Origin of the sequence: Thiomicrorhabdus sp. Kp2 (assembly GCF_000478585.1) — a bacterium.
Taxonomy (GTDB): Bacteria; Pseudomonadota; Gammaproteobacteria; order Thiomicrospirales; family Thiomicrospiraceae; genus Thiomicrorhabdus.
The window spans coordinates 2,705,205-2,725,706 of sequence record NZ_ARWI01000001.1 but is presented as its reverse complement, the minus strand read 5'-3'; the positions used below and the strand labels follow the sequence as shown (position 1 = coordinate 2,725,706).

The following is a 20,502-nucleotide window of genomic DNA, read 5'->3' as shown; positions in this document are numbered from 1 at the left end:
AACAATTGGCAAACCGTATAAAGTAATCGATTCATAAGCACCAACCTGCCCCGCTTTTTTTTGCCAATGCGGGTCACTGTAACTGTGTTTAATGAGGTGTTTGGCTAAACCTTCTATCCAGCGTACATCAATATTGGCATTGGTTCTGGCGTAGAGCTTGGTAGTTTCAACCAGCTCAGCCGAGAGTATCCATTTAGGTTTGCGTTTAAACAAGGTAGAACTTGGATGAATAAATAGTTTGGTGTTACGAGCACCCAAGTACGATTTTTCATCGTCTTTGGTGGCCACATTTCCTAACAGGCCTGCTAACAAAGAGCGATGCACAGCCATACTGTGCATATCACTTAAACGCTCTTTTACTTCGCACTCTTGATTGGTTTTTTGCTCGCCATGAGGTGTGCGGCTGCGAACTTCTTCATAGAGATGTAAATCACCGATTTTCATTCCAATACGCTTTAGACTTTGCTCAAGTTGCAAAGTGAGTTCATGCCACTCCTTCATACGCATATAAGAAAGAAAATTGGTTTTACACAGTTTACGTAGTTTGTTTTGGGTTAAATGACGACGCTGGTGTTCATAAAAACGCCATAAATTTAAGAAAAACAGAAAATCAGAACGTTCATCTTCAAATCGCTTATGGGCAGTGCGAGCCGCCTGCATAGTGGTTTCATTGATATCACGTGGATCTTGAATACTAAGAACAGCGGCAATAATCAGCACCTCATGCAACACGCCATTTTTCTCAGCCTCAATCACCATTTTTGCCACGCTTGGGTCAATCGGTAAGCGTGCGATTTGGCGACCTTGTTCGGTTAAACGGCGTTGTTCATCTAAAGCACCTAACTCATGCAACTGTCTAAAACCATCGTTAATCGATTTATCACTTGGCGCTTCAATAAATGGAAAACGATTCACCGCGCCCAACTTCAATTGGGTCATGGTCAAAATAACCGACGACAAAGAGGTTCTATGTATTTCTGGGTCGGTAAATTCTGGACGAGCTTTAAAGTCATCTTCGGCATACAAACGAATACAGATACCATCGCTAACACGACCGCAGCGCCCTTTTCGCTGATTGGCTGAGGCTTGGGAGATTTTTTCGATTGGCAGACGTTGTACTTTGTTTCTCACACTGTAACGACTGATTCTTACCAGGCCTGGGTCAATCACATATTTAATGCCAGGTACCGTCAGTGAGGTTTCAGCCACATTGGTACTCAGAATAATGCGGCGTTTTTGTGAGGTTTGAAAGACCTTTTGCTGGTCACTCATTGATAAGCGCGCATAAAGCGGCACAATCTCGGTATTTTTTAACTGGTGTTTACGTAATGCTTCGGCGGTCTCTTTAATATCACGTTCACCTACCTGAAATACCAATACATCGCCAAACGGGTCTTCATGCGCTAATTCGTCTACCGCATCAATAATTCCCGTAACCATATCTTGTTCAATTTCATTGCCTGCATCATCGGTATAGACCGATAAAGGTCGGTAACGCAGTTCAACAGGGTAAGTTCTGCCCGACACCTCCACCACAGGTGGGCGCTGCCCGTTAATGGTAAAGTGCCCTGCAAAACGTTGAGTATCGATGGTAGCCGAGGTAATAATGACTTTTAAATCTGGGCGCTTAGGTAAAAGCTGTTTCAAAATACCCAGTAAAAAATCAATATTGATACTACGCTCATGCGCCTCATCAATAATAATCGCTTCATACTGACTTAAATAACGGTCGTTTTGCACTTCGGCCAATAAAATACCGTCTGTCATCACTTTAATTAAACTGGTTTCATGCACCTGGTCTAAAAAGCGCACCTGATAACCAACAAGCTGTCCAAGCGATGAACCAAGCTCTTCAGAGATACGCTCCGCCACACTTCGAGCGGCTAAACGTCTAGGCTGGGTACAACCAATTTTACCGTGCACACCTAAACCCGCCTCTAAACAGATTTTAGGAATTTGAGTGGTTTTACCCGAACCCGTTTCCCCAGCAATGACTACCACCTGATTATTTTTAATCAGATCAACCAGTTCATCTTTTTTACTGGCAACAGGCAAGGCATCATCGTATTCAATAGTTGGCGCCATTTTCTGACGAGATTCAGCCTTTAATAAGGAATTTTGGAGTTTTTCATTCCAAGTTAACCAGGCCTGGTTATTGAGCAATTCTTGTTCAGTAAGATTGCGAAAAACCGATTTTTCTAACCCTTTTAGCAAAAGGTAACGGTCTTTAATCATGCAACGAGCAATGGCACGCTTGAGGTTTTGAGCAGAAATATTGGAGGTTGACGAGCTAGTCATAACTATAGATAATAACCGAATTAATATTTTATATACACTTTATATTCTTTACGCACTTCTGTGACTATAAAGGCATTTTGAAAACCTGTATTATAGCAAATACATTTATCAATACCGTTTGCTTTCATTCAACCAACAAAAGGATTTGCATCATGAAAATTCGCCAATTATTTGATTACGACACATGGACTTATACCTATTTATTGTGGGATGAAGCAACCAAAGAAGCCGCTGTGATTGATTCCGTTCTAGAACAAGTTGATAGAGACATGCAACATATTGAAGAGCTTGGCTTAAATGTAAAATATCTTCTAGAAACGCATATTCATGCCGACCACATAACAGGGGCTGGCCCAATTCGTAAACGTACCCAAGGTAAAATTGTGGTACACAAAAACTCTGGCTCAGAGTGTGCCGACATTCTTTCTGAAGATGGTGATGTTTTCAAACTCGGTGAACAAGAGATTAAAGTTTTGTATACACCTGGTCATACCAATAATGACAGCACCTACTTAATTGAGGGTGCTGCTTTTACTGGTGATACTTTATTGGTGCGTGATTGTGGTCGTACTGACTTTCAATTGGGAAGCAATGAAGATATGTACCACTCATTGACTGAAAAATTATTTAACTTGCCTGAAGATACACAAGTTTTTCCTGCGCATGACTACAAAGGCTTTACTCAGAGTACTATTGGTGAAGAGAAGCAGTACAACAGCCGTGTTGGTAATAACAAGCCGTTCCAAGACTTCTCAACCATTATGGATAACTTAAACTTACCTAATCCAAAACGAATTGATATCTCTGTACCAGGTAACTTAAAGTGCGGAAACTTAGATAACTAAATCTAACTTAAACGCTAAGCAATCAGCGTTAAGTAGAAACTAAAAAACCCAATTAAACATTTTGTTAATTGGGTTTTTTATTGTTTATCTATTTTTAATACACACTGGCATTTAAGCTGGCTTCGAGTGTAAAAGTTAACCTTAGTGAACTTCTAAAACTTCAACTTTATAATCCAATGTTTTATCGGCTAGTGGGTGGTTACCGTCCAAATAAACCTTATCTTCTGTCACTTCTATAATGCGGAATGTAATGGTTTCACCTTCAGGGTCTTCTGTTTCTACCGATGAACCCACTTCAATTTCAACATTATCATCAAAGTTTTCAGGCCCTGCAAAAACAATTAAATCTTCATTAGTTACACCATAAGCTTTTTCTGGTGGAATAGTTACTTTAGCCGCAAACCCAGGTTCTTCACCTTCCATAAACTCTTCCAAACCTTCAATAATTTCACCTTCACCTTGAATGTAAATCACAGGCTCTGAGTCAAATGTCGAATCTAAAATATTACCTTTATCATCACGTAACTCGTAATGAAATGTAACGCGACTGCCCTTTTTAATTCTCATAATTCAACCTTTTGCGAACTTTATATAATTTAACTGTAAATTTTGTTTAAAATGATGGGCAATATTTTACCGTAAAGAGAACTGAAATGCGCCAGATAATCTTAGATACTGAAACAACGGGTTTTGAACCGCATAATGGCGATAGAATTATTGAGATTGGTGCGGTTGAGATGGTAAAACGCCGCTTAACCAATAGCAACTACCATCAATATATCTTTCCAGAACGCTCAGTTCCACAAGAAGCCATTGAGGTTCACGGCATTACAGATGAGTTTCTAAAAGATAAACCCGTTTTTGCTAAGGTTGCTGATGCTTTTATGGAATATGTTGCAGGAGCCGAACTGATTATTCACAACGCCCCCTTCGATGTAGGGTTCATTAACCATGAGCTTTCCTTATTGCCTGACAATAAATGGGGCAAAATTGAAGACCATTGTGTGATAACTGACTCACTCAAAATGGCGCGCAAGACCTATCCAGGGCAACGAAACTCGTTAGATGCATTATGTAAACGCCTGTATATCGATAACTCTAACCGTACTCTTCACGGAGCTTTACTCGATTCTGAAATATTAGCCGATGTTTATTTGGCAATGACGGGGGGACAAACCGCCTTAACACTGAATGCTGATAGCCAAGAAAACGCCAATAATGAAGATATCCAAGTTCGCATTCGTAGCGATAGACCACCGTTAAAAATAATTAAGGCGAGTGATGCAGAGATTTTACTGCACGAGAAAAAGTTAGCAGAAATCTCTAAAAAAAGTGACGAAACCATCGTTTGGTAATGAAGTTTCGTTCACTTCTAACAATAAAACTTTATTGAACAACTCGTACTCAAATACAAATACCGAGCTAGCCTACAAATCTCTTTTAAAGCCCAAGCAATTCATCTATTGCTAAATTCGCTAACTCATCAACCCTTTCATTTTCAGGGTGACCTGAATGTCCTTTAACCCAAAACCACTCAACCGTATGATTTTGCAAAGCAGCATCTAATCTCAACCAAAGTTCTTTGTTTTTGACAGGTTGATTAGAGGCGGTTTTCCAACCTTTTTGCTTCCAACCTTGCATCCATTTAGTGACGCCATTTTTAACGTACTGCGAATCCGTTGTAATATGCACAACACTTGGCCTAACAAGCACTTCAAAAGCTTGAATAGCTGCCATGAGTTCCATTTGATTATTGGTGGTATTGTCCTGATAACCTTTTAACTCTTTATGGTGAACACCATACTTTAAGAGCGCTCCCCAGCCTCCTGGACCAGGATTTCCACGACAACCGCCATCGGTATAGGCAAAGACAATTTTAGGGTAATGCTCAGACATAATGCTTCTTTAAAATCTCAGTTTTGAATGACTTTATTACTGTTTTTAACGTTTACTTTAAGAAACGTTTATTAAGAAATGAGCAGGCCTGGTAACTTATTTTAGAGGTGATTCACTCGCTCCATTTTTTACATAAACCAAAAATCATGCAACAAAATTAGGTGTTCTGTTTCAGTCTCTTTTTGGTGACGATCCTGCTTTTTAATCGACTTGAACGTGAAGAGGCGACAGCGCCATTTCTAACCCCCTGCCATTTTGGTAGATGCCATTTCAGGCCAACTAATGTTGGTGAATCAATGTGTTTTTTAGCAACCAAACAGTACACATTGCCAAAATTTAACCCAATTCGTAATAGAGCCTGTTCAACCTTTTCAATAAATTTTGCCCATGACTTGTATTTTTCATTGGCTGCAAAACACATAACCGAGCTGTATTTTACGGTTTTGACCTCATAACCCAACACTTCTAACCACTCTTTTAAACGCCCTACTCGCCGATAGTTTGCCTCGTTAAACCCTTTTAACTTTGAGAAGTATTTCAGTCTAAATGGCATACAGGCTATGCGATTAAAACCTGTAATCACAATATGCCCTTCGGGCAATAACATATTATCGACTTGTCTCAAAAGATAGTAAGGATCATCAACCGTTTCTAAAGTGTGTGGCAACACAACCACATCCGCTTTTTCCCGCCCTATTGGCAAAAAATCAAGCTCGGCCTGTACCCAATGTAACGAGTCTTTTCTTAAAACATGAGGAATCACTTCATCAACCAAAATTTTGGACTTAATACGGCTGTTTTCTAATAAACTCCCTTTTGAAACACAACCAAGCTGAACCAAAAAATAGCCAAATAGATTTTTTAAAGCCTCATCCAGTAAGCGCTTTTCTTGCTCATAGGTCACCCGACCAGGTGAAGTCGAAAACCAGTTTTTTAAAAACTGCTGAAATCCTTGATTCATGGTAGTTTTCCCAGTATTTTTCATCTGACTTTTGGTAGAATGAGTGACAATTATAACAATTGGTTTTTACATCTTATATGAATATCGTTGGCTTACCCGCACTTGTTGGCACTTATGACAATTATATTTGGATTATCCATGATAATTACCAGGCCTGGGTAGTTGATCCAGGTGAATCAAAACAAGTTATTGATTACCTCACCGAAAACCACCTTACGCTTAAAGGTATTTTAATTACCCATCAACATTTCGACCATATTGATGGCATTGATACATTATTAGAGTTTGCACCTCAAACGATCGTTTATGGCCCTAAAAAAATTAAACACCCTGCAATTCAAATTGCTTGTAAAGAGGGTGATACGCTCAAGCTCAATAAAGATTTAGAGTTTAAAGTTTTGGAGATTCCAGGCCACACCAAAGATCATATTGCCTTTTATAACGATGAGCTACTCTTCTGTGGCGATACTTTATTTACTGCAGGTTGTGGTCGAATTTTAGGTGGAACGGCTGAACAATTCAGTGAGTCAATTCTTAAGTTACGTAGCTTACCAGATCATTTACAATTCTTTTGTGGGCATGAGTACACACAAACAAATCTAACTTTTTCACAACTAGTTGAACCTGAAAACCAAGCTTTGCAAAAACGTATTGCACAAACCAACATCATTTACCCCTCAATTCACCAAGGGGCACAATCCACTTTAGGTGAAGAAAAAGAGACGAATCCATTTTTACGTTTTGATACCCCAGCGTTACAAGCCAAACTCATTCAGCGAGGGGCAAGTTCGTCAAACAGCAGTCTATTCTCAGCATTACGTGCGTGGAAAGACGAGTTTGATAGAACCCATTAAAAACAATAACTAGACATAATTATGAATAGAGAAGATATGTACAACCCAAAAATAAAGACAACTAAACCCACCAATAGAATTCTTTCTTTAGCCTTAATGAGCTTAGGGGTTACTTCACTGTTTTTAACAGGCTGTGCAACCAATCAAAATGTCCCTACAAATACTCCTCAAGTAAGCAACAAAAACGTTTACAGCAATACCAAAAATCAAATACAAACATCCAATAAAACCGACGTAACACCTGATAAATTAAATATTACGCTTGCAACGCAAACGCACTACACCAATGTTTGGGATGAAATGCGTTTTAAGTTTGATTTAGCCGATGAACATTACGGTAAATATGATGATTTTTTAAGCTTTTACAACAACCGTAAAACACATTTAGAACGTGTTTCTGAGCGTGCAAAACCTTATTTATATTACATTTTAAATGAAGTAAAAAAACGTAACATGCCTTATGAAATGGCGCTTTTACCCGTGGTAGAGAGCGGTTTTAGACCTACCGCGCGTTCACATCAAAGAGCCGTTGGACTTTGGCAATTTATTCCAGGAACCGCTGAACTGTATGATTTAGATCGTAACTGGTGGTACGACGGCCGTAAGGACGTCATTGAAAGTACAACGGCGGCGCTAGACTATTTAGAAAAGCTCTATAAACACAACAATAACGACTGGCTACTAGCTCTAGCATCTTATAATGCAGGCCTGGGTAATGTTTATAAAGCACAACGTAAATATCGAAAAGCTCATAAACAGCGACCTGGTATCGAAGAGTATCAGCCTAATTTTTGGGAAATTCAAAACTACCTCCCAAAAGAGACCCAGGGTTATGTTCCAAAGCTGCTTTCTGTAGCGCATATTGTTGAATATTCTGACCGTTTTCAAGTTCAACTGGAACCGATAGACAATCAACCCTTTTTCTCTATTTTTACATTGGATAAACAAGTTTCTTTAAACCAAGTTGCCAAGGTATCGGATACTCCAATGAACCTTTTAGCCAGTTTAAATCCAGGCTATCACCAGCCAGCAACACCACCTAGCGGACCATATCATCTATTACTGCCTGCAGACCGTGCCGTAAAATTCCAACACACTCTCCAAACGGATAATAGTCTCTTCAATATTCAATGGCAAAGACACAAGATTAAAGCGGGTGATAGCTTGAGTGTGATTGCGGAAAAATACAAAACATCCTCTATTGCAATTAAGAAACTTAACGGCATGAAAAATGCCAACATTCGTGCTGGAAAAACCTTATTAATTCCTATTCCGCTCAACCAAACAACATTGATGATGGCTAAAAACGATACTAGCAACGGTAAAACGGCTTCGCCAACCGTCAAAAAGCCTCATACCCATTTAGCTCAAACAAAGACAACGCAGGCAAGCAATAAACAAACACACACAGTAAGACCTGGTGATTCTCTGTGGAAATTGGCAAAAGCATATAACACCAGCTCAAAACAAATTGCGCAATGGAATAACCTTTCATTAAAATCAACGCTCAGACAAGGGCAAAAACTGGCTATTTACGGCCAACCAGCTAAAAATAGTAGCCAAAAAATAGAACACACTTTAAAAACAGGTGAAAACCTATGGCTATTAGCCAAACGTTATAAAGTGTTAACCACAGAGATTGCCAAGTGGAATGGCATTTCAACTAAACAGATTTTAAAACCTGGACAAAAACTGATTATCTGGAGTAAAAATTCTGCCCCAGTTACCACTAAATATATAGTGAAAAATGGCGACAATTTATGGAATATAGCAAAAGCTAATCAGGTTTCAGCGACACATTTAGCCAAATTTAATCAACTGTCACTCAAGACATTACTGCAACCAGGGCAGATACTTCACATACCAGATAGCGAACAAGAGATACAAGAGAGTTAACAAAATCAACTCAATGCCCTCTCTTCAGGCTTGCCAACTATTTGTATCAATTGATTGATTGCTGTTTGATACAAATAGGAACATAACTTAAATAATTTCGCACAGCACTCATTTACAATTAAAATTAAAACCTGTACTGTACATAAAAGGCTTAGAGCTCAATGACTGACGTTTTAAGTTTACAAACACCAACGATGGATATGAATTTGATTGCCAGCAATCTCCCCCAACCTATTACTCATCCCAAAAATAAGATGCTATATAGGCCACTCCTGCAATCGTTAGCGACTTGTTATATAAAAAATACGCAGTCTCTTTTTTCCTTATTTCTTATTTTATTTGGCTTTACAGTATTCAGCGCAACTGACGTTCAGGCTCAAACCAATAAGAGTGTAATGAGTGAATCACAAAAAGATTACTTAGCCGCCTATGAAGCGATCAAAAGCAATGATCGTACTGCCATTTCTAACTACAAAAAAAAGCTTAAAAACTACCCTCTAATGGTGTATTTAAACTATCACGATTACCGCTTGCATATGAGCTCCACACCCACCAAACAGATCAAAACGTTTATTTCACAAAACCAAAACAACTACCTGGGTGATAAGCTTTACACTAAATGGTTAACCTATCTTGCTACTAAAAAGAAGTGGACAACTTTTTTAAATCATTACAAACCGCAAAAATCTCTGAGTTTACGCTGTTACCACATTCAAGCCCTCGCAAATAGAAATCAGCTTTCTAAAGCCCTCAGCCTTGCAAAACCAATATGGCAAGACAACACTGAATTAAATACGGCCTGTAAACCTTTAGACACGCTTTTACGCAATCAAAAAAAACTCACTGGCGCGATGCTTTGGAACCGTATTGAATTAGCCATAAACAAACGCAAAACAAAGGTTGCGATTCAACTGAGCCATGATTTATCGGCAAAAGATAAAGCGATGTTCAGCTACTGGATGAAGGTATATAAAAAACCTGAACTGGTTTCACAGCCACTTCCAAAAACCCTCTCACCAAGCATTAAAAAACGTATCTTCACACAAGGTATTCGTAGACTTGCCTCTAGAGACCCCGAACTCGCCAATAAAAGCTTAAATCAATATTACAAGCAATATGGACTAAACAAAGACCAATACGCTGTTTTAAAACGTAAAGTGGCTCTTAGAACGGCTTACCGCTATGCGCCACAAGCCGATCAATACCTGGATGAAGTCAACGGTTCTTCTGCCAAAAGTGAAGACACTTTACGATGGCAGGCACAGGTCGCCTTGAAAAAATCAAACTGGGCAAGCTTGCTAGAAACCATTGAATTAATGCCTTCTGAGAGTCAGAAAAATAAACAATGGGTATACTGGAAAGCTCGAGCTTTAGAAGCAACCAAACAAACAAAAGAAGCCAATGAACTCTACAACCAACTTGCTAAACAGCGAAACTACTATGCATTTTTAGCTGCCGATAAACTTAATAAACCTTATCAATTCAACCCGAATCCCGTCAAAATTAAAGACACTGACTACCTAATTAAAAAATACCCTGAGTTACAGCGCATCCAGGAATTAATGGCGGTAGATTGGCCATTAAGTGCCAAACGTGAATGGTATCATTTACTACAAAGAGTCGATAGAAATGAGCTTCAAGCGATTGCTGTTCTCGCCAATCAATGGGAGCAATATTCCCAGTCAATTCGCAGCCTTGCCAAAGCTAAAGATTGGCATGATTTAGACTTACGTTTTCCAACACCGCATAAAGATCCTGTTATGCAAAATGCCGACAAAAACAAAATTGATCCCGCATGGATTTATGGCATTATGCGTCGAGAAAGTGCTTTTTCTGAAGATATTCGTTCACCAGTGGGTGCCGTTGGCCTAATGCAATTGATGCCAAAAACAGCCAAATACATTGGTAAAAAAATCGGAGTTCGAAAAGTCTCTTACAGAGACCTATCAAAAGCCGAAAATAACATCGAATTAGGTAGTGCTTATTTAAGCTATTTAAGGGATAAGTATAAGGGACACAAAGTGTTAGCTACGGCCTCTTACAATGCAGGACCCAGCCGTGTGGACTCTTGGATACCTGATAAAGGATCAATCCCCGCAGACCAGTGGATTGATTCAATTCCTTTTACAGAGACTCGTTCTTATGTAAAAGCCGTATTAGAATACACAACGATTTTTAAATCTTTACTCAATAAAAAATACGATCGATTAAAAGATGTAATGCCTCCGATAGGAGAACAGAAGATTGAAAAAACAGATCCCAACCACCCTTAATTAGATGGATTTTCATCCATCAGTTTTTTCAAAACTCTAAATTTACACAGCTTTTTCTTACACACAGACTCCCCAGAAAATTTTCTTTAGACGAAAAAAAACCCGAGTTGGACGACTCGGGTTTAAATACATTATCTCAATAGAAATAATCAGAGGAGGATACTCATGAAGAAACATGAATGACTAAAGTATATTAGACTTTCCTTATCTTGTCAACCATAAGCATCTCTTTTGATGAATAAGCAATATCTATAAGCACATTTAAGCAACTGTTTTATATACACTTATTTTTATTAAGGGATTTATGTCAAACCTAAAACAAGCGCCAACCCAGTAAAATAAAGCGTTTTTACTCAGCCCTTATTCAGTACAATTATGCTCTTCTCCAAGTTGTTCCTTCAGCGCTGTCTAATAATTCAATTCCTTGATCAGCTAATAAATCACGTATTTCATCTGAACGAGCAAAGTTTTTTTCTGCTCTTGCGCTTTTTCTTTCCTCAATTAATTGTGCAATCATTTCATCCGTTAAGTCTGAATCCGACGGCTGAGATTTAAAAAAGCTCTCAGCATTTTCTTCTAATAAACCGATTTGATTTGCAAGTTTAATTAATAGAGCTACCAGGCCTGGTTGTTTGGTTTTATTGATTTCTTTCGCCAACTCAAATAAGACGGCAATCGCTTTTGGTGTATTGAAATCGTCATTCATGACCGCCATAAATTCGCTTTCAAAGGTTGTGTCTGCGGTTGGCTGTACATCACTCGAAAACTCAACACCTTCAAGTGCTGAATATAAACGCCCGACACTTGCCTTAGCACTGTTTAAATTTTCCTCTGAATAGTTCACTGGACTACGGTAGTGACTAGACAGCAAAAAGTAGCGAATGACTTCAGGATGATAGACCTTTAAAACTTCGCGAATGGTAAAGAAATTATTGAGCGATTTTGACATTTTCTCATCATCAATTCTGACAAAACCGCAATGCATCCAGGTGTTAACGTAATGCTCACCTGTTGCACATTCTGATTGTGCAATTTCGTTGTCGTGATGTGGGAAAGATAAATCCATTCCGCCACCATGAATATCAAAATGATTTCCTAAACATTTTGTCGACATGGCTGAACACTCTATATGCCAACCTGGACGACCTTTCCCCCAGTCTGAATCCCAACTAGGTTCATTCTCTTTTGACGCCTTCCAGAGCACAAAATCTAATGGGTCTTGCTTTACTTCGTTAACATCAACTCGAGCACCAGATTCTAGATCGTCGATGTTTTTTCCAGAAAGGCGTCCGTAGGAGTCAAATGCCTTAACCTTAAAATAAACATCGCCATTTGCAGCTGGATAAGCAAAACCTTTTTCAATTAGAGTGCCTATCATATGGCGAATATCTTCCATATGCTCAGTCGCCTTTGGTTCCATATCAGGCCTTAAGACATTCATGGCAGCTTCATCGGCATGCATTTCTTTAATCATTCGTGTTGTCAGTTCTTGAATGGATTCACCATTCTCTAGCGCACGATTTATGATTTTGTCATCAATATCGGTAATGTTTCTAACGTAATTAACTTCATAGCCAATTGCTCTTAAATGACGCACAACGGTATCAAACACCACCATAACGCGCGCATGTCCAATATGACACAAATCATAAACAGTGACTCCACACACATACATTCCAACTTTACCTGGATGAATTGGAGTAAAAATCTCTTTTTTGCGAGTTTCAGTGTTATAGATTTGTAGGCTCATAATTTTCCTGCCATATGCTCATTAGATATTTGATTATTGAGAGTGTAACGCTTAATGTAATCTCTACACCCAAAGCCAATAAATAGCGACCGCAGATGCAACCAATCTTTAAGCGAATCTTAAGAAAGTGACACAACCATTAAAATTCGTTTGCAAACTGTTTAGGTCTTGTAGGCCTAGGTGTTAGAATGCGGTTATTGTATCTTATCTATATTAATAATTTTGGAGTGAATCATGACAAGAAGAGTGTTTTTAACCCTTAAAGCTAGCTTACTGACCTTATTGATTAGCACAACTGTTTTTGCTGAAACAGCACCCGCGACCAATACTTCTACGGCAATGGAAAACCCTCAGGTTTTGGTTGAAACGACAGAAGGTACCATTGTAATGGAGCTGTATCCGAATAAGGCACCTAAAACGGTTGAAAACTTTCTTAAATACGTCAATGAGGGGTTTTATGATGACACAATCTTTCACCGCGTAATTCCTGGATTTATGATTCAAGGTGGTGGATTTACTGAAGATTTTAATAAAAAAATCACTCACGCCCCTATTCAAAATGAAGCAGACAATGGCTTACGTAACCGTATTGGTACAGTCGCAATGGCGAGAACCAATGACCCACATTCTGCAACCGCACAATTTTTTATTAATGTTGCTCAAAATACCTTTTTAGATTTTCGTGAAAAAACACCTCGTGCTTGGGGATATGCCGTTTTTGGTAAGGTGACCAGCGGGATGAAAGCGGTAAATAAAATTCGTATGAAAAAGACGGGGTTCAAAAACGGCATGAAAGATGTTCCCGTTGAAACCATAAAAATCATTAAAGCCCGTCAAATCAAGTAATTGATTCTGGAAATCAAGTAATTGATTCTGGAAATCAAGTAAAATAGCGTGCGTAAAATTTAAAGACTCAAACAAGGAACAATCATGTCAAAAGTAATTATTGAAACCACCATGGGTAATATCACCGTTGAACTAGATGATGAAAAGGCGCCAATTGGCGCTGAAAACTTTGTCCACTATGTTATGGATGGTTTTTATAAAGATACAATCTTTCACCGCATTATCCCTAACTTTATGGTGCAAGGTGGTGGCATGGTTGAAGGCATGCAAGAAAAAGATTCTGGCGCCCCCATTGAAAACGAAGCTGACAATGGTTTAAAAAATGATCGTGGAACTCTAGCATACGCTCGCACAATGGATCCACACTCTGCCACTACCCAGTTTTTTATTAACTTAAAAGACAACAGTTTCCTAAACCATACTGGTAAAGACATGCAAGGCTGGGGTTATGCCGTCTTTGGTAAAGTTACAGAAGGAATGGATGTGGTTGATGCGATGGCAGGTGTAGAAACAACAAGCCGAATGGGACACCAAGACGTGCCTGTCGATGACATAACCATTCTTAAAACAACGTTAATCGAAGATTAGTTTTCTTTTCTAGATAGCGATTCTGGCTAAGTCGTTTAGAGGAGATTGATATATCTCACCTTCTGAACACTTGGCTTTTTCTTTTACCGCTCTATTCGCTTTATTGTTAGAATCGCCTAATGAACCTAATAAGCCCAAAACCCTCTCCCTATACGCTTATAGTTGCAGACATTCACTTGCAACCTGTACCACATCACCCTATTAACGACACCTTTCTCAATTTTTTACAAAATGAAGCCCCCAAGGCGGATGCCCTTTATATTTTAGGTGACCTTTTTGAAATGTGGGTGGGGGATGATATTGGTTTAGAGATATACGCCCCTTTCATTTCCAAATTCAAACAACTTACGGATAACGGGCTTAAAATTTTTTTACAGTATGGCAACCGTGACTTTTTGATGCGTAAAGCCTTCTGCAAAGCAACTGGCATTAAAGTTATTGAAGATATCACTATCGCATCTCTTTATGATGAACCCTACATATTGATACATGGTGATAGCTTATGTACCGATGACATTAGTTATCAACGTATGCGTAAAATATTTAGAAACCCATTTGTACAATGGTTATTTTTGCATCTAAGCCGTAAACGCCGACTCAATATTGGCCATAAAATGCGTAAAAACTCAAAAGAGTACAGTCAAGATAAGCCCCAACAAATCATGGATGTAAACCAGCAAGCTTTATGCGAAATCTTCAAAAGATTTCCTCAAGCGACTCACATGATTCACGGTCACACACATCGTCCAGCTCACCACACAATTGAAGCTGAACATAAAACCTTACATAGATGGGTACTAGGTGATTGGCGACCTCAGGCTGAAGTTATAAAAATTGACCATTCTGGCCCACACTTTAAAACCTATCCCACGCCAAAATAGTGCACAAGCTTTAAACCATCTTTAAAGCCTGCTTACTATCAATAATGAAGATAAAAAAACCACTTTTAAAGTGGCTTCTATTAATTGAATACTAATGTAGTATATCTACTCAATTCACATATCAAGCTGTAAAAACTTAAAATCTAATTCCCCATTATCATTCACTGTAAAACGTACCTTTTCTTTTACTCTGCCAGCCTCTTGAGTTCCAGAGCAGGTCCAAGCAATCGCCCAGTCGTAACTATAATCACAACGATATAGATTGTCTTTTAAGTGAACAATCTCATCTACTGCAATATTTCCAGCGTAGTTGGCCGCTTGGCTAATGTGACTCATATCCTGCACAAAATCCTCACTGTAATTTTCAATACAGCTTGATAATGAATCTTTAATTTTTTGGCTGATAGTTTTATTAGGTAAACCAACCAGGCCTGCTAAGTCTGCAATGATAATTTTCAACGGTCTATCCTTTTCAAATGAGTTAACTCAACAAATTAAAATGTGACCTAAAAAACAACCCAGTCTTCATCATTTAATGCTGAGCAGTCAGTTTAGAAATTAGAATTCTTTAGAAACAAGAATGTCTTTTTCACCTTCCGATTTTGCAATCACAACCGCTCCGACAGAATCACTAAATATATTCACAGCGGTTCGCATCATATCCAATAATCGGTCTACAACAAGCAACAAACCGATTGCCTCTGCAGGCAAGCCAACCGCTACCAAAATAATACTGATTGCCACTAAACTTGCTGATGGAATACCCGCCACGCCAATCGAAGTCGTTAATGCAACAATAACAATTAATAATTGAGTGGCAAAATCGAGCTGAACACCGAATAATTGCGCAATAAAGATTGCAGCAACACACTCATATAGAGCCGTTCCATCCATATTCACTGTTGCACCTAAAGGCAATACAAAACTGGTAACACGGTTTGAAACCCCTGCTCGATGCTCAACGGCATTTAACGATATAGGCAATGTAGAGGAGGACGAACTTGTTGAGAAGGCGGTTAATAAGGCGGGAGCCATTGCTTGATAATGCAACCATGGATTTTTAATACCACCAAACACTCGTAAGATTATTGGCATAACGACAAATAAATGGATGGCTAAGGCCGCAACCACTGTAACAAAGAATAACGCAAGATTCCCAAACTGATCAAAACCTGTTTTGGCCACGGAAGCGGCCACTAACCCAAACACGCCGAACGGTGCAAACTTCATCACCAGTTCAGTAATCAGCATCATCACATCAAAAACGCCTTGCCAAAAATTGTTCATTGTTTTGGCGGCATCGCCTTTTAATTGCGTCATGAAAAAACCAAACAATAAACTAAAGAAGATTAATCCCAACATCTGCCCTTCTGCCGCAGCATCAACAATATTGGTTGGAATCATTCTTAAAAAAACGTCAACCACATCACCAGCGGACTTGCCTTCAACAGCCATAGACACTGTTTCATTGGCTTCAATAACGGGAGGTGGATTCCCCGTGACGCCTGGCTGTATGATATTGACTAAAACCAGTCCAATTAAAATCGCGATAAAACTGGTTGCAACGTAATAACCGAGTGTTTTCATGCCTAATCGACCAAAACCGCCTTGGCTACCGACATTTGCAATACCCGTAATAATGGCCGAAACCACGAGTGGGACTACAATCATTTTTAGCGCATTTAAAAACAACGTACCAATAAAAGTATAAATGGCTAACCAATGGATTCCTATAATGGTCCCTTCAGTTCCGGTATAGGCTCCCATTGCGGCCGCTAGAACCAGTGCGATTAGAATTTGCCAATGCAGTGCAAGTTTCATATTTTGTCCTTAAAATTTTCAATACCTAAAACAGATGATTAGTCACCTGTTACAGGTCTTTAAAAGTCTGGTTTGATAATACAAAAAAAGCGCTTAAAACGATATGCTTTAAGCGCTTTTAAATAAGAAGTTTTGACGTTAGATTATAAATCTGGACACTGATGCCAAGCCATAAAAGAACCCAAGTTATACACTTCAGCGAAATTTTGAGACAGTAAAATCTGCATCGCCATGTGTGAACGCTGACCAGAGCGGCAGAACACAATCACTGGTAAATCTGCATCTAACATGCTTTCACCTACACGATCTATGTCTTGTAGTGGAATATTAATAGCGCCAGGCAATTTGCTCATTGCAAACTCTTCAGGAGTTCTGACATCAACTAACTGCGCATTTTTTTCTTTGATTAAACGTTTTGCATCATCGCATGGAATAAACATCTTTATTCTAACTCCCAGTTATACTTTTTTATTTGGTGCGTAATATACCTTAAAAGTGCATTTTTTTATACTTATATGACTTTTAAACTTATTAATATGTTAATAAGCATCTTTTATACCCAAATAAGAACAAGGTATAAATACATTCACTCTCTTTTAAGAATTTACTGTCATAAGGTAAACAATCCAAATAACAAAAATTGAATACATCGCGGCTAAAACATCATCTAACATTATCCCAAAACCACCTGAGACCTTTTCATCTACCGTTTTAATAGGCCAAGGTTTAAATATATCAAATACTCTGAACACCACAAAAGCCAATAGCCAGTATTGCCAATTCTGAACAGGTAATACTAACAATATTAGCCAAATACCGACAAACTCATCCCATACAATGCCACCATGGTCATGTACCTGCATATACTCTGAGGATTTACCACAAATGTAACTCCCCGCAAACAAACCTGCAATAAGTACAATCCAAGCCGCAACTTCAGACCAGAGTAGAATAGGCACATACAAAACCAATCCCAAAGCCGTACCTGCTGTACCAGGCCCCTTAGGTAGCAAACCCGAACCGAAGCCAAACCCCAACATCAAAAAAGGGTGCTTCATTAACTCAGAAAAGGCAGGTATGCGTGGGTTATTTTTAGACATAGTGCACTACTTTTAAAATAAATGGTGTTTCAAACTTCACAAACAAAAACAGCGTTAATAATAACGCTGTTTTTAGGTTACAACACGAAGATTACTTAACGCGTTTTTTAGCTGATGTTTTCAAACGTAAAGCATTTAATTTAATAAATCCTTCTGCATCTTTATGATTATAAGCCCCACCATCTTCTTCAAAGGTCGCAATCGCTTCATCAAATAGGCTGTATTCAGAAGCTCGACCTACAACCACCACATTACCTTTGTACAATTTAACACGCACATTACCCGTTACATAAGTCTGCGACTGGTCGATTAACGCTTGTAACATTTCACGTTCTGGTGCAAACCAGAACCCGTTATAGATCATTTCTGCATACTTAGGCATTAACTCATCTTTAAGGTGAGCGGCATTACGGTCTAATGTTAACGACTCCATTGCACGGTGTGCTTTAAGCATAATCGTTCCAGCAGGTGTTTCGTAACAACCACGCGCTTTCATACCTACAAAACGGTTTTCAACAATATCATCACGACCAATACCGTTTTCACCACCCACTTTATTTAGGTATTCCATAACCGTAGCAGGAGACATTTTGTCACCGTTAATACCAACAATATCACCCTTCTCAAATTCAATATCTAAGTAAGTTGCCACATCTGGTGCGTTTTCTGGGGAAACTGTCCATAGCCACATATCTTCTTCTGGCTCATTCTCTGGATGCTCAATAATCCCGCCTTCATAAGAGATATGTAACAGGTTAGCATCCATTGAATACGGTGATTTTTTACCTTTTTTCTTTTCAACAGAAATATTATGTTCTTCAGCGTAAGCCATCAGTTTTTCACGAGACATCAAGTCCCACTCACGCCATGGAGCAATCACTTTAACATCAGGCATTAATGCATAAGCATTTAACTCAAAACGTACCTGATCATTACCTTTACCAGTAGCCCCGTGAGAAATAGCATCCGCTCCTACCTCTTTAGCAATTTCAACCAAACGTTTAGAAATTAAAGGACGAGCAATTGAGGTACCTAAACGATACTCACCTTCATAAATGGCATTAGCACGCATCATCGGAAAAACAAAGTCACGTGCAAACTCTTCACGAAGGTCTTCAATGTAGATTTCTTTGATCCCCATTGCTTGCGCTTTTGCACGTGCAGGTTCAATCTCTTCACCCTGGCCAATATCCGCCGTGAAAGTGACCACTTCGCAGTTATATTCATCTTGTAACCACTTAGCGATAATTGAAGTATCTAAACCTCCAGAATAGGCTAAAACGACTTTTTTGATATCAGACATGATTGCTTTCCTTGTAATGAAACATTTATTTTGCGCGAATTATACATGAAACGGCTTAAAACATCATACATTTAGACGAAACAACCACATTAAAAACAAGTTGTTAAGCATCCAAAACAGCCTATATATTTACACTAAAATGTTTTGACTGATGATTTGTATTAAAAGTCTTCAATTGTAAATTTAAATATTGGCTAGCCACCTTGAATTTTTTACTTTAGAATCCCATAAACCATTAAATTAATATATTATTTTTCTTGTAAGGAAAGCTTTGTAATGGCAAAAGTTATGGACTTTATTAAAGTCACACCCCAATATTTTATTCCTAAACACCTGCTGTCTAGTGGCATGCATTGGTTTATGCAGGTTGAAACCCCTTGGATAAAAAACAATGTCATTAAATTGCTGACTAAAATTTACGACATCAATATCAGTGAAGCGGCCGATGAAAACATTGAAAACTACCCAAGCTTTAATGCTTTCTTTACGCGTGCATTAAAACCAGAAGCACGCCCTATTGATGACAAACCAAATAGTTGGGTAAGCCCAGTAGATGGTGTTATTAGTCAATCAACACATATCGAAGGCAATAAAATCATTCAGGCCAAATGCCACCCATATACAGTTGAAGCCTTAGTAGGTGGTGATATTGGTTATGCAAAAATATTCCAAAACGGGGAAGCGGCCGTTATCTATCTTTCGCCAAAAGATTACCACCGTATTCATATTCCTATTGATGCAAAACTCCTGTCTATGACCTATGTACCTGGTGATTTATTTGCTGTAAACCCTGCAACCGTTCGTCAAGTAGATGGTTTATTTGCCCGCAATGAACGTTTAGTCATTCGTTTTGAAAGTGAAAAAGGTCCATTTTGTTTAATTATGGTCGGAGCTATCTTTGTGGGAAGCATGGAAACGGTATTCCAAGGCAAAATCACCCCTGATTACGAACCGATGATTCAGCACTGGGATTATACTGAAGACAATATTAGCTTTGCTAAAGGTGATGAAATCGGTCGATTTAACATGGGTTCTACTGTGGTTTTACTTACACCAGAGGGACAATTACCAGAATTAGGAAAGATTCATCCAGATACCCCTATTCAAATGGGTCAACATTTGGCAGAATATCCAAACACCAGTGAAACGGCTTCAAATAAAACGCAAGAAGATCACTCGGAACACTAAAC

19 protein-coding genes are annotated in these 20,502 nt (G+C 38.8%); 9 read left to right on the top strand and 10 right to left on the bottom strand.

Annotated elements, in window-relative coordinates; translation table 11 throughout:
- A partial coding sequence (gene hrpA, locus A379_RS12455; RefSeq protein WP_040728423.1) for an ATP-dependent RNA helicase HrpA occupies positions 1-2,298 on the bottom strand: 2,298 nt, incomplete at its 3' end.
- A gap of 152 nt (positions 2,299-2,450) precedes the next feature.
- Between hrpA and A379_RS12450 the strand changes: the two genes are divergently transcribed.
- Entirely contained in the window at positions 2,451-3,143 is a 693-nt protein-coding gene (locus A379_RS12450) for an MBL fold metallo-hydrolase (RefSeq protein ID WP_040728421.1), read from the top strand.
- Positions 3,144-3,284: 141 nt separating this feature from the next.
- Here the strand turns inward: A379_RS12450 and A379_RS12445 are convergent, their stop codons facing one another.
- Positions 3,285-3,710, bottom strand: coding sequence for a peptidylprolyl isomerase (locus tag A379_RS12445; protein ID WP_040728420.1), 426 nt, complete (start codon positions 3,708-3,710; stop codon positions 3,285-3,287).
- 86 nt (positions 3,711-3,796) lie between these two features.
- Between A379_RS12445 and dnaQ the strand changes: the two genes are divergently transcribed.
- The gene (dnaQ, locus tag A379_RS12440; RefSeq protein ID WP_040728419.1) at positions 3,797-4,498 is read left to right on the top strand and encodes a DNA polymerase III subunit epsilon; all 702 of its coding nucleotides are present in this window, start codon (positions 3,797-3,799) and stop codon (positions 4,496-4,498) included.
- 85 nt (positions 4,499-4,583) lie between these two features.
- Here dnaQ and rnhA read toward each other — a convergent pair whose 3' ends face one another.
- Both rnhA and A379_RS12430 read right to left on the bottom strand, forming a co-directional pair.
- On the bottom strand, positions 4,584-5,039 hold the full coding sequence (rnhA, locus tag A379_RS12435) for a ribonuclease HI (protein ID WP_040728417.1): 456 nt from the start codon (positions 5,037-5,039) through the stop codon (positions 4,584-4,586).
- Positions 5,040-5,196: 157 nt separating this feature from the next.
- On the bottom strand, positions 5,197-6,000 hold the full coding sequence (locus tag A379_RS12430; protein ID WP_051145220.1) for a methyltransferase domain-containing protein: 804 nt from the start codon (positions 5,998-6,000) through the stop codon (positions 5,197-5,199).
- A gap of 77 nt (positions 6,001-6,077) precedes the next feature.
- Between A379_RS12430 and gloB the strand changes: the two genes are divergently transcribed.
- From gloB to A379_RS12415, 3 genes are all read left to right on the top strand, one after another.
- Positions 6,078-6,854 (top strand): hydroxyacylglutathione hydrolase, encoded by a 777-nt coding sequence (gene gloB / locus A379_RS12425; protein WP_040728416.1) that lies wholly within the window; start codon positions 6,078-6,080, stop codon positions 6,852-6,854.
- A gap of 21 nt (positions 6,855-6,875) precedes the next feature.
- Positions 6,876-8,750 (top strand): LysM peptidoglycan-binding domain-containing protein, encoded by a 1,875-nt coding sequence (locus tag A379_RS12420; RefSeq protein ID WP_081696425.1) that lies wholly within the window; start codon positions 6,876-6,878, stop codon positions 8,748-8,750.
- Positions 8,751-8,911: 161 nt separating this feature from the next.
- Complete coding sequence (locus A379_RS12415; RefSeq protein ID WP_051145218.1) at positions 8,912-11,023, top strand: transglycosylase SLT domain-containing protein; 2,112 nt, start codon at positions 8,912-8,914, stop codon at positions 11,021-11,023.
- 373 nt (positions 11,024-11,396) lie between these two features.
- Here the strand turns inward: A379_RS12415 and cysS are convergent, their stop codons facing one another.
- Positions 11,397-12,773, bottom strand: coding sequence for a cysteine--tRNA ligase (gene cysS / locus A379_RS12410; RefSeq protein WP_051145217.1), 1,377 nt, complete (start codon positions 12,771-12,773; stop codon positions 11,397-11,399).
- A 234-nt stretch (positions 12,774-13,007) separates the two neighbouring features.
- On the opposite strand from cysS, the gene A379_RS12405 reads away from it, so the two are divergent.
- The 3 genes from A379_RS12405 (at position 13,008) to A379_RS12395 (ending at position 15,088) form a co-directional block, all read left to right on the top strand.
- The gene (locus tag A379_RS12405) at positions 13,008-13,619 is read left to right on the top strand and encodes a peptidylprolyl isomerase (protein ID WP_040728413.1); all 612 of its coding nucleotides are present in this window, start codon (positions 13,008-13,010) and stop codon (positions 13,617-13,619) included.
- 84 nt (positions 13,620-13,703) lie between these two features.
- Positions 13,704-14,207 (top strand): peptidylprolyl isomerase, encoded by a 504-nt coding sequence (locus A379_RS12400; RefSeq protein ID WP_040728412.1) that lies wholly within the window; start codon positions 13,704-13,706, stop codon positions 14,205-14,207.
- A gap of 119 nt (positions 14,208-14,326) precedes the next feature.
- Positions 14,327-15,088 carry a UDP-2,3-diacylglucosamine diphosphatase gene (locus A379_RS12395; protein ID WP_040728410.1) on the top strand — a complete coding sequence of 254 codons (762 nt, stop codon included), beginning with the start codon at positions 14,327-14,329 and terminating at the stop codon, positions 15,086-15,088.
- Positions 15,089-15,202: 114 nt separating this feature from the next.
- Here the strand turns inward: A379_RS12395 and A379_RS12390 are convergent, their stop codons facing one another.
- The 5 genes from A379_RS12390 to A379_RS12370 form a co-directional block, all read right to left on the bottom strand.
- Positions 15,203-15,547 (bottom strand): hypothetical protein, encoded by a 345-nt coding sequence (locus tag A379_RS12390; protein ID WP_040728408.1) that lies wholly within the window; start codon positions 15,545-15,547, stop codon positions 15,203-15,205.
- Positions 15,548-15,646: 99 nt separating this feature from the next.
- Positions 15,647-16,909 carry a dicarboxylate/amino acid:cation symporter gene (locus A379_RS12385; RefSeq protein ID WP_040728407.1) on the bottom strand — a complete coding sequence of 421 codons (1,263 nt, stop codon included), beginning with the start codon at positions 16,907-16,909 and terminating at the stop codon, positions 15,647-15,649.
- 143 nt (positions 16,910-17,052) lie between these two features.
- Entirely contained in the window at positions 17,053-17,349 is a 297-nt protein-coding gene (locus A379_RS12380) for a rhodanese-like domain-containing protein (protein WP_040728406.1), read from the bottom strand.
- Between the two features lie 156 nt (positions 17,350-17,505).
- On the bottom strand, positions 17,506-18,009 hold the full coding sequence (locus A379_RS12375; RefSeq protein ID WP_040728405.1) for a phosphatidylglycerophosphatase A: 504 nt from the start codon (positions 18,007-18,009) through the stop codon (positions 17,506-17,508).
- 91 nt (positions 18,010-18,100) lie between these two features.
- Complete coding sequence (locus A379_RS12370; RefSeq protein WP_040728404.1) at positions 18,101-19,312, bottom strand: argininosuccinate synthase; 1,212 nt, start codon at positions 19,310-19,312, stop codon at positions 18,101-18,103.
- A gap of 276 nt (positions 19,313-19,588) precedes the next feature.
- Here A379_RS12370 and asd point away from each other — a divergent pair, with 276 nt between their 5' ends.
- The gene (gene asd, locus A379_RS12365) at positions 19,589-20,500 is read left to right on the top strand and encodes an archaetidylserine decarboxylase (protein ID WP_040728403.1); all 912 of its coding nucleotides are present in this window, start codon (positions 19,589-19,591) and stop codon (positions 20,498-20,500) included.
- The last annotated feature ends 2 nt before the right edge of the window (positions 20,501-20,502 follow it).

Coding starts and splice junctions, on each gene's coding strand:
- A379_RS12450 (WP_040728421.1), top strand. CDS start 2,451: ATGAAAATTCGCCAATTATTTGATTACGACACATGGACTTATACCTAT.
- A379_RS12445 (WP_040728420.1), bottom strand. CDS start 3,710: ATGAGAATTAAAAAGGGCAGTCGCGTTACATTTCATTACGAGTTACGT.
- dnaQ (WP_040728419.1), top strand. CDS start 3,797: ATGCGCCAGATAATCTTAGATACTGAAACAACGGGTTTTGAACCGCAT.
- rnhA (WP_040728417.1), bottom strand. CDS start 5,039: ATGTCTGAGCATTACCCTAAAATTGTCTTTGCCTATACCGATGGCGGT.
- A379_RS12430 (WP_051145220.1), bottom strand. CDS start 6,000: ATGAATCAAGGATTTCAGCAGTTTTTAAAAAACTGGTTTTCGACTTCA.
- gloB (WP_040728416.1), top strand. CDS start 6,078: ATGAATATCGTTGGCTTACCCGCACTTGTTGGCACTTATGACAATTAT.
- A379_RS12420 (WP_081696425.1), top strand. CDS start 6,876: ATGAATAGAGAAGATATGTACAACCCAAAAATAAAGACAACTAAACCC.
- A379_RS12415 (WP_051145218.1), top strand. CDS start 8,912: ATGACTGACGTTTTAAGTTTACAAACACCAACGATGGATATGAATTTG.
- cysS (WP_051145217.1), bottom strand. CDS start 12,773: ATGAGCCTACAAATCTATAACACTGAAACTCGCAAAAAAGAGATTTTT.
- A379_RS12405 (WP_040728413.1), top strand. CDS start 13,008: ATGACAAGAAGAGTGTTTTTAACCCTTAAAGCTAGCTTACTGACCTTA.
- A379_RS12400 (WP_040728412.1), top strand. CDS start 13,704: ATGTCAAAAGTAATTATTGAAACCACCATGGGTAATATCACCGTTGAA.
- A379_RS12395 (WP_040728410.1), top strand. CDS start 14,327: ATGAACCTAATAAGCCCAAAACCCTCTCCCTATACGCTTATAGTTGCA.
- A379_RS12385 (WP_040728407.1), bottom strand. CDS start 16,909: ATGAAACTTGCACTGCATTGGCAAATTCTAATCGCACTGGTTCTAGCG.
- A379_RS12380 (WP_040728406.1), bottom strand. CDS start 17,349: ATGTTTATTCCATGCGATGATGCAAAACGTTTAATCAAAGAAAAAAAT.
- A379_RS12375 (WP_040728405.1), bottom strand. CDS start 18,009: ATGTCTAAAAATAACCCACGCATACCTGCCTTTTCTGAGTTAATGAAG.
- A379_RS12370 (WP_040728404.1), bottom strand. CDS start 19,312: ATGTCTGATATCAAAAAAGTCGTTTTAGCCTATTCTGGAGGTTTAGAT.
- asd (WP_040728403.1), top strand. CDS start 19,589: ATGGCAAAAGTTATGGACTTTATTAAAGTCACACCCCAATATTTTATT.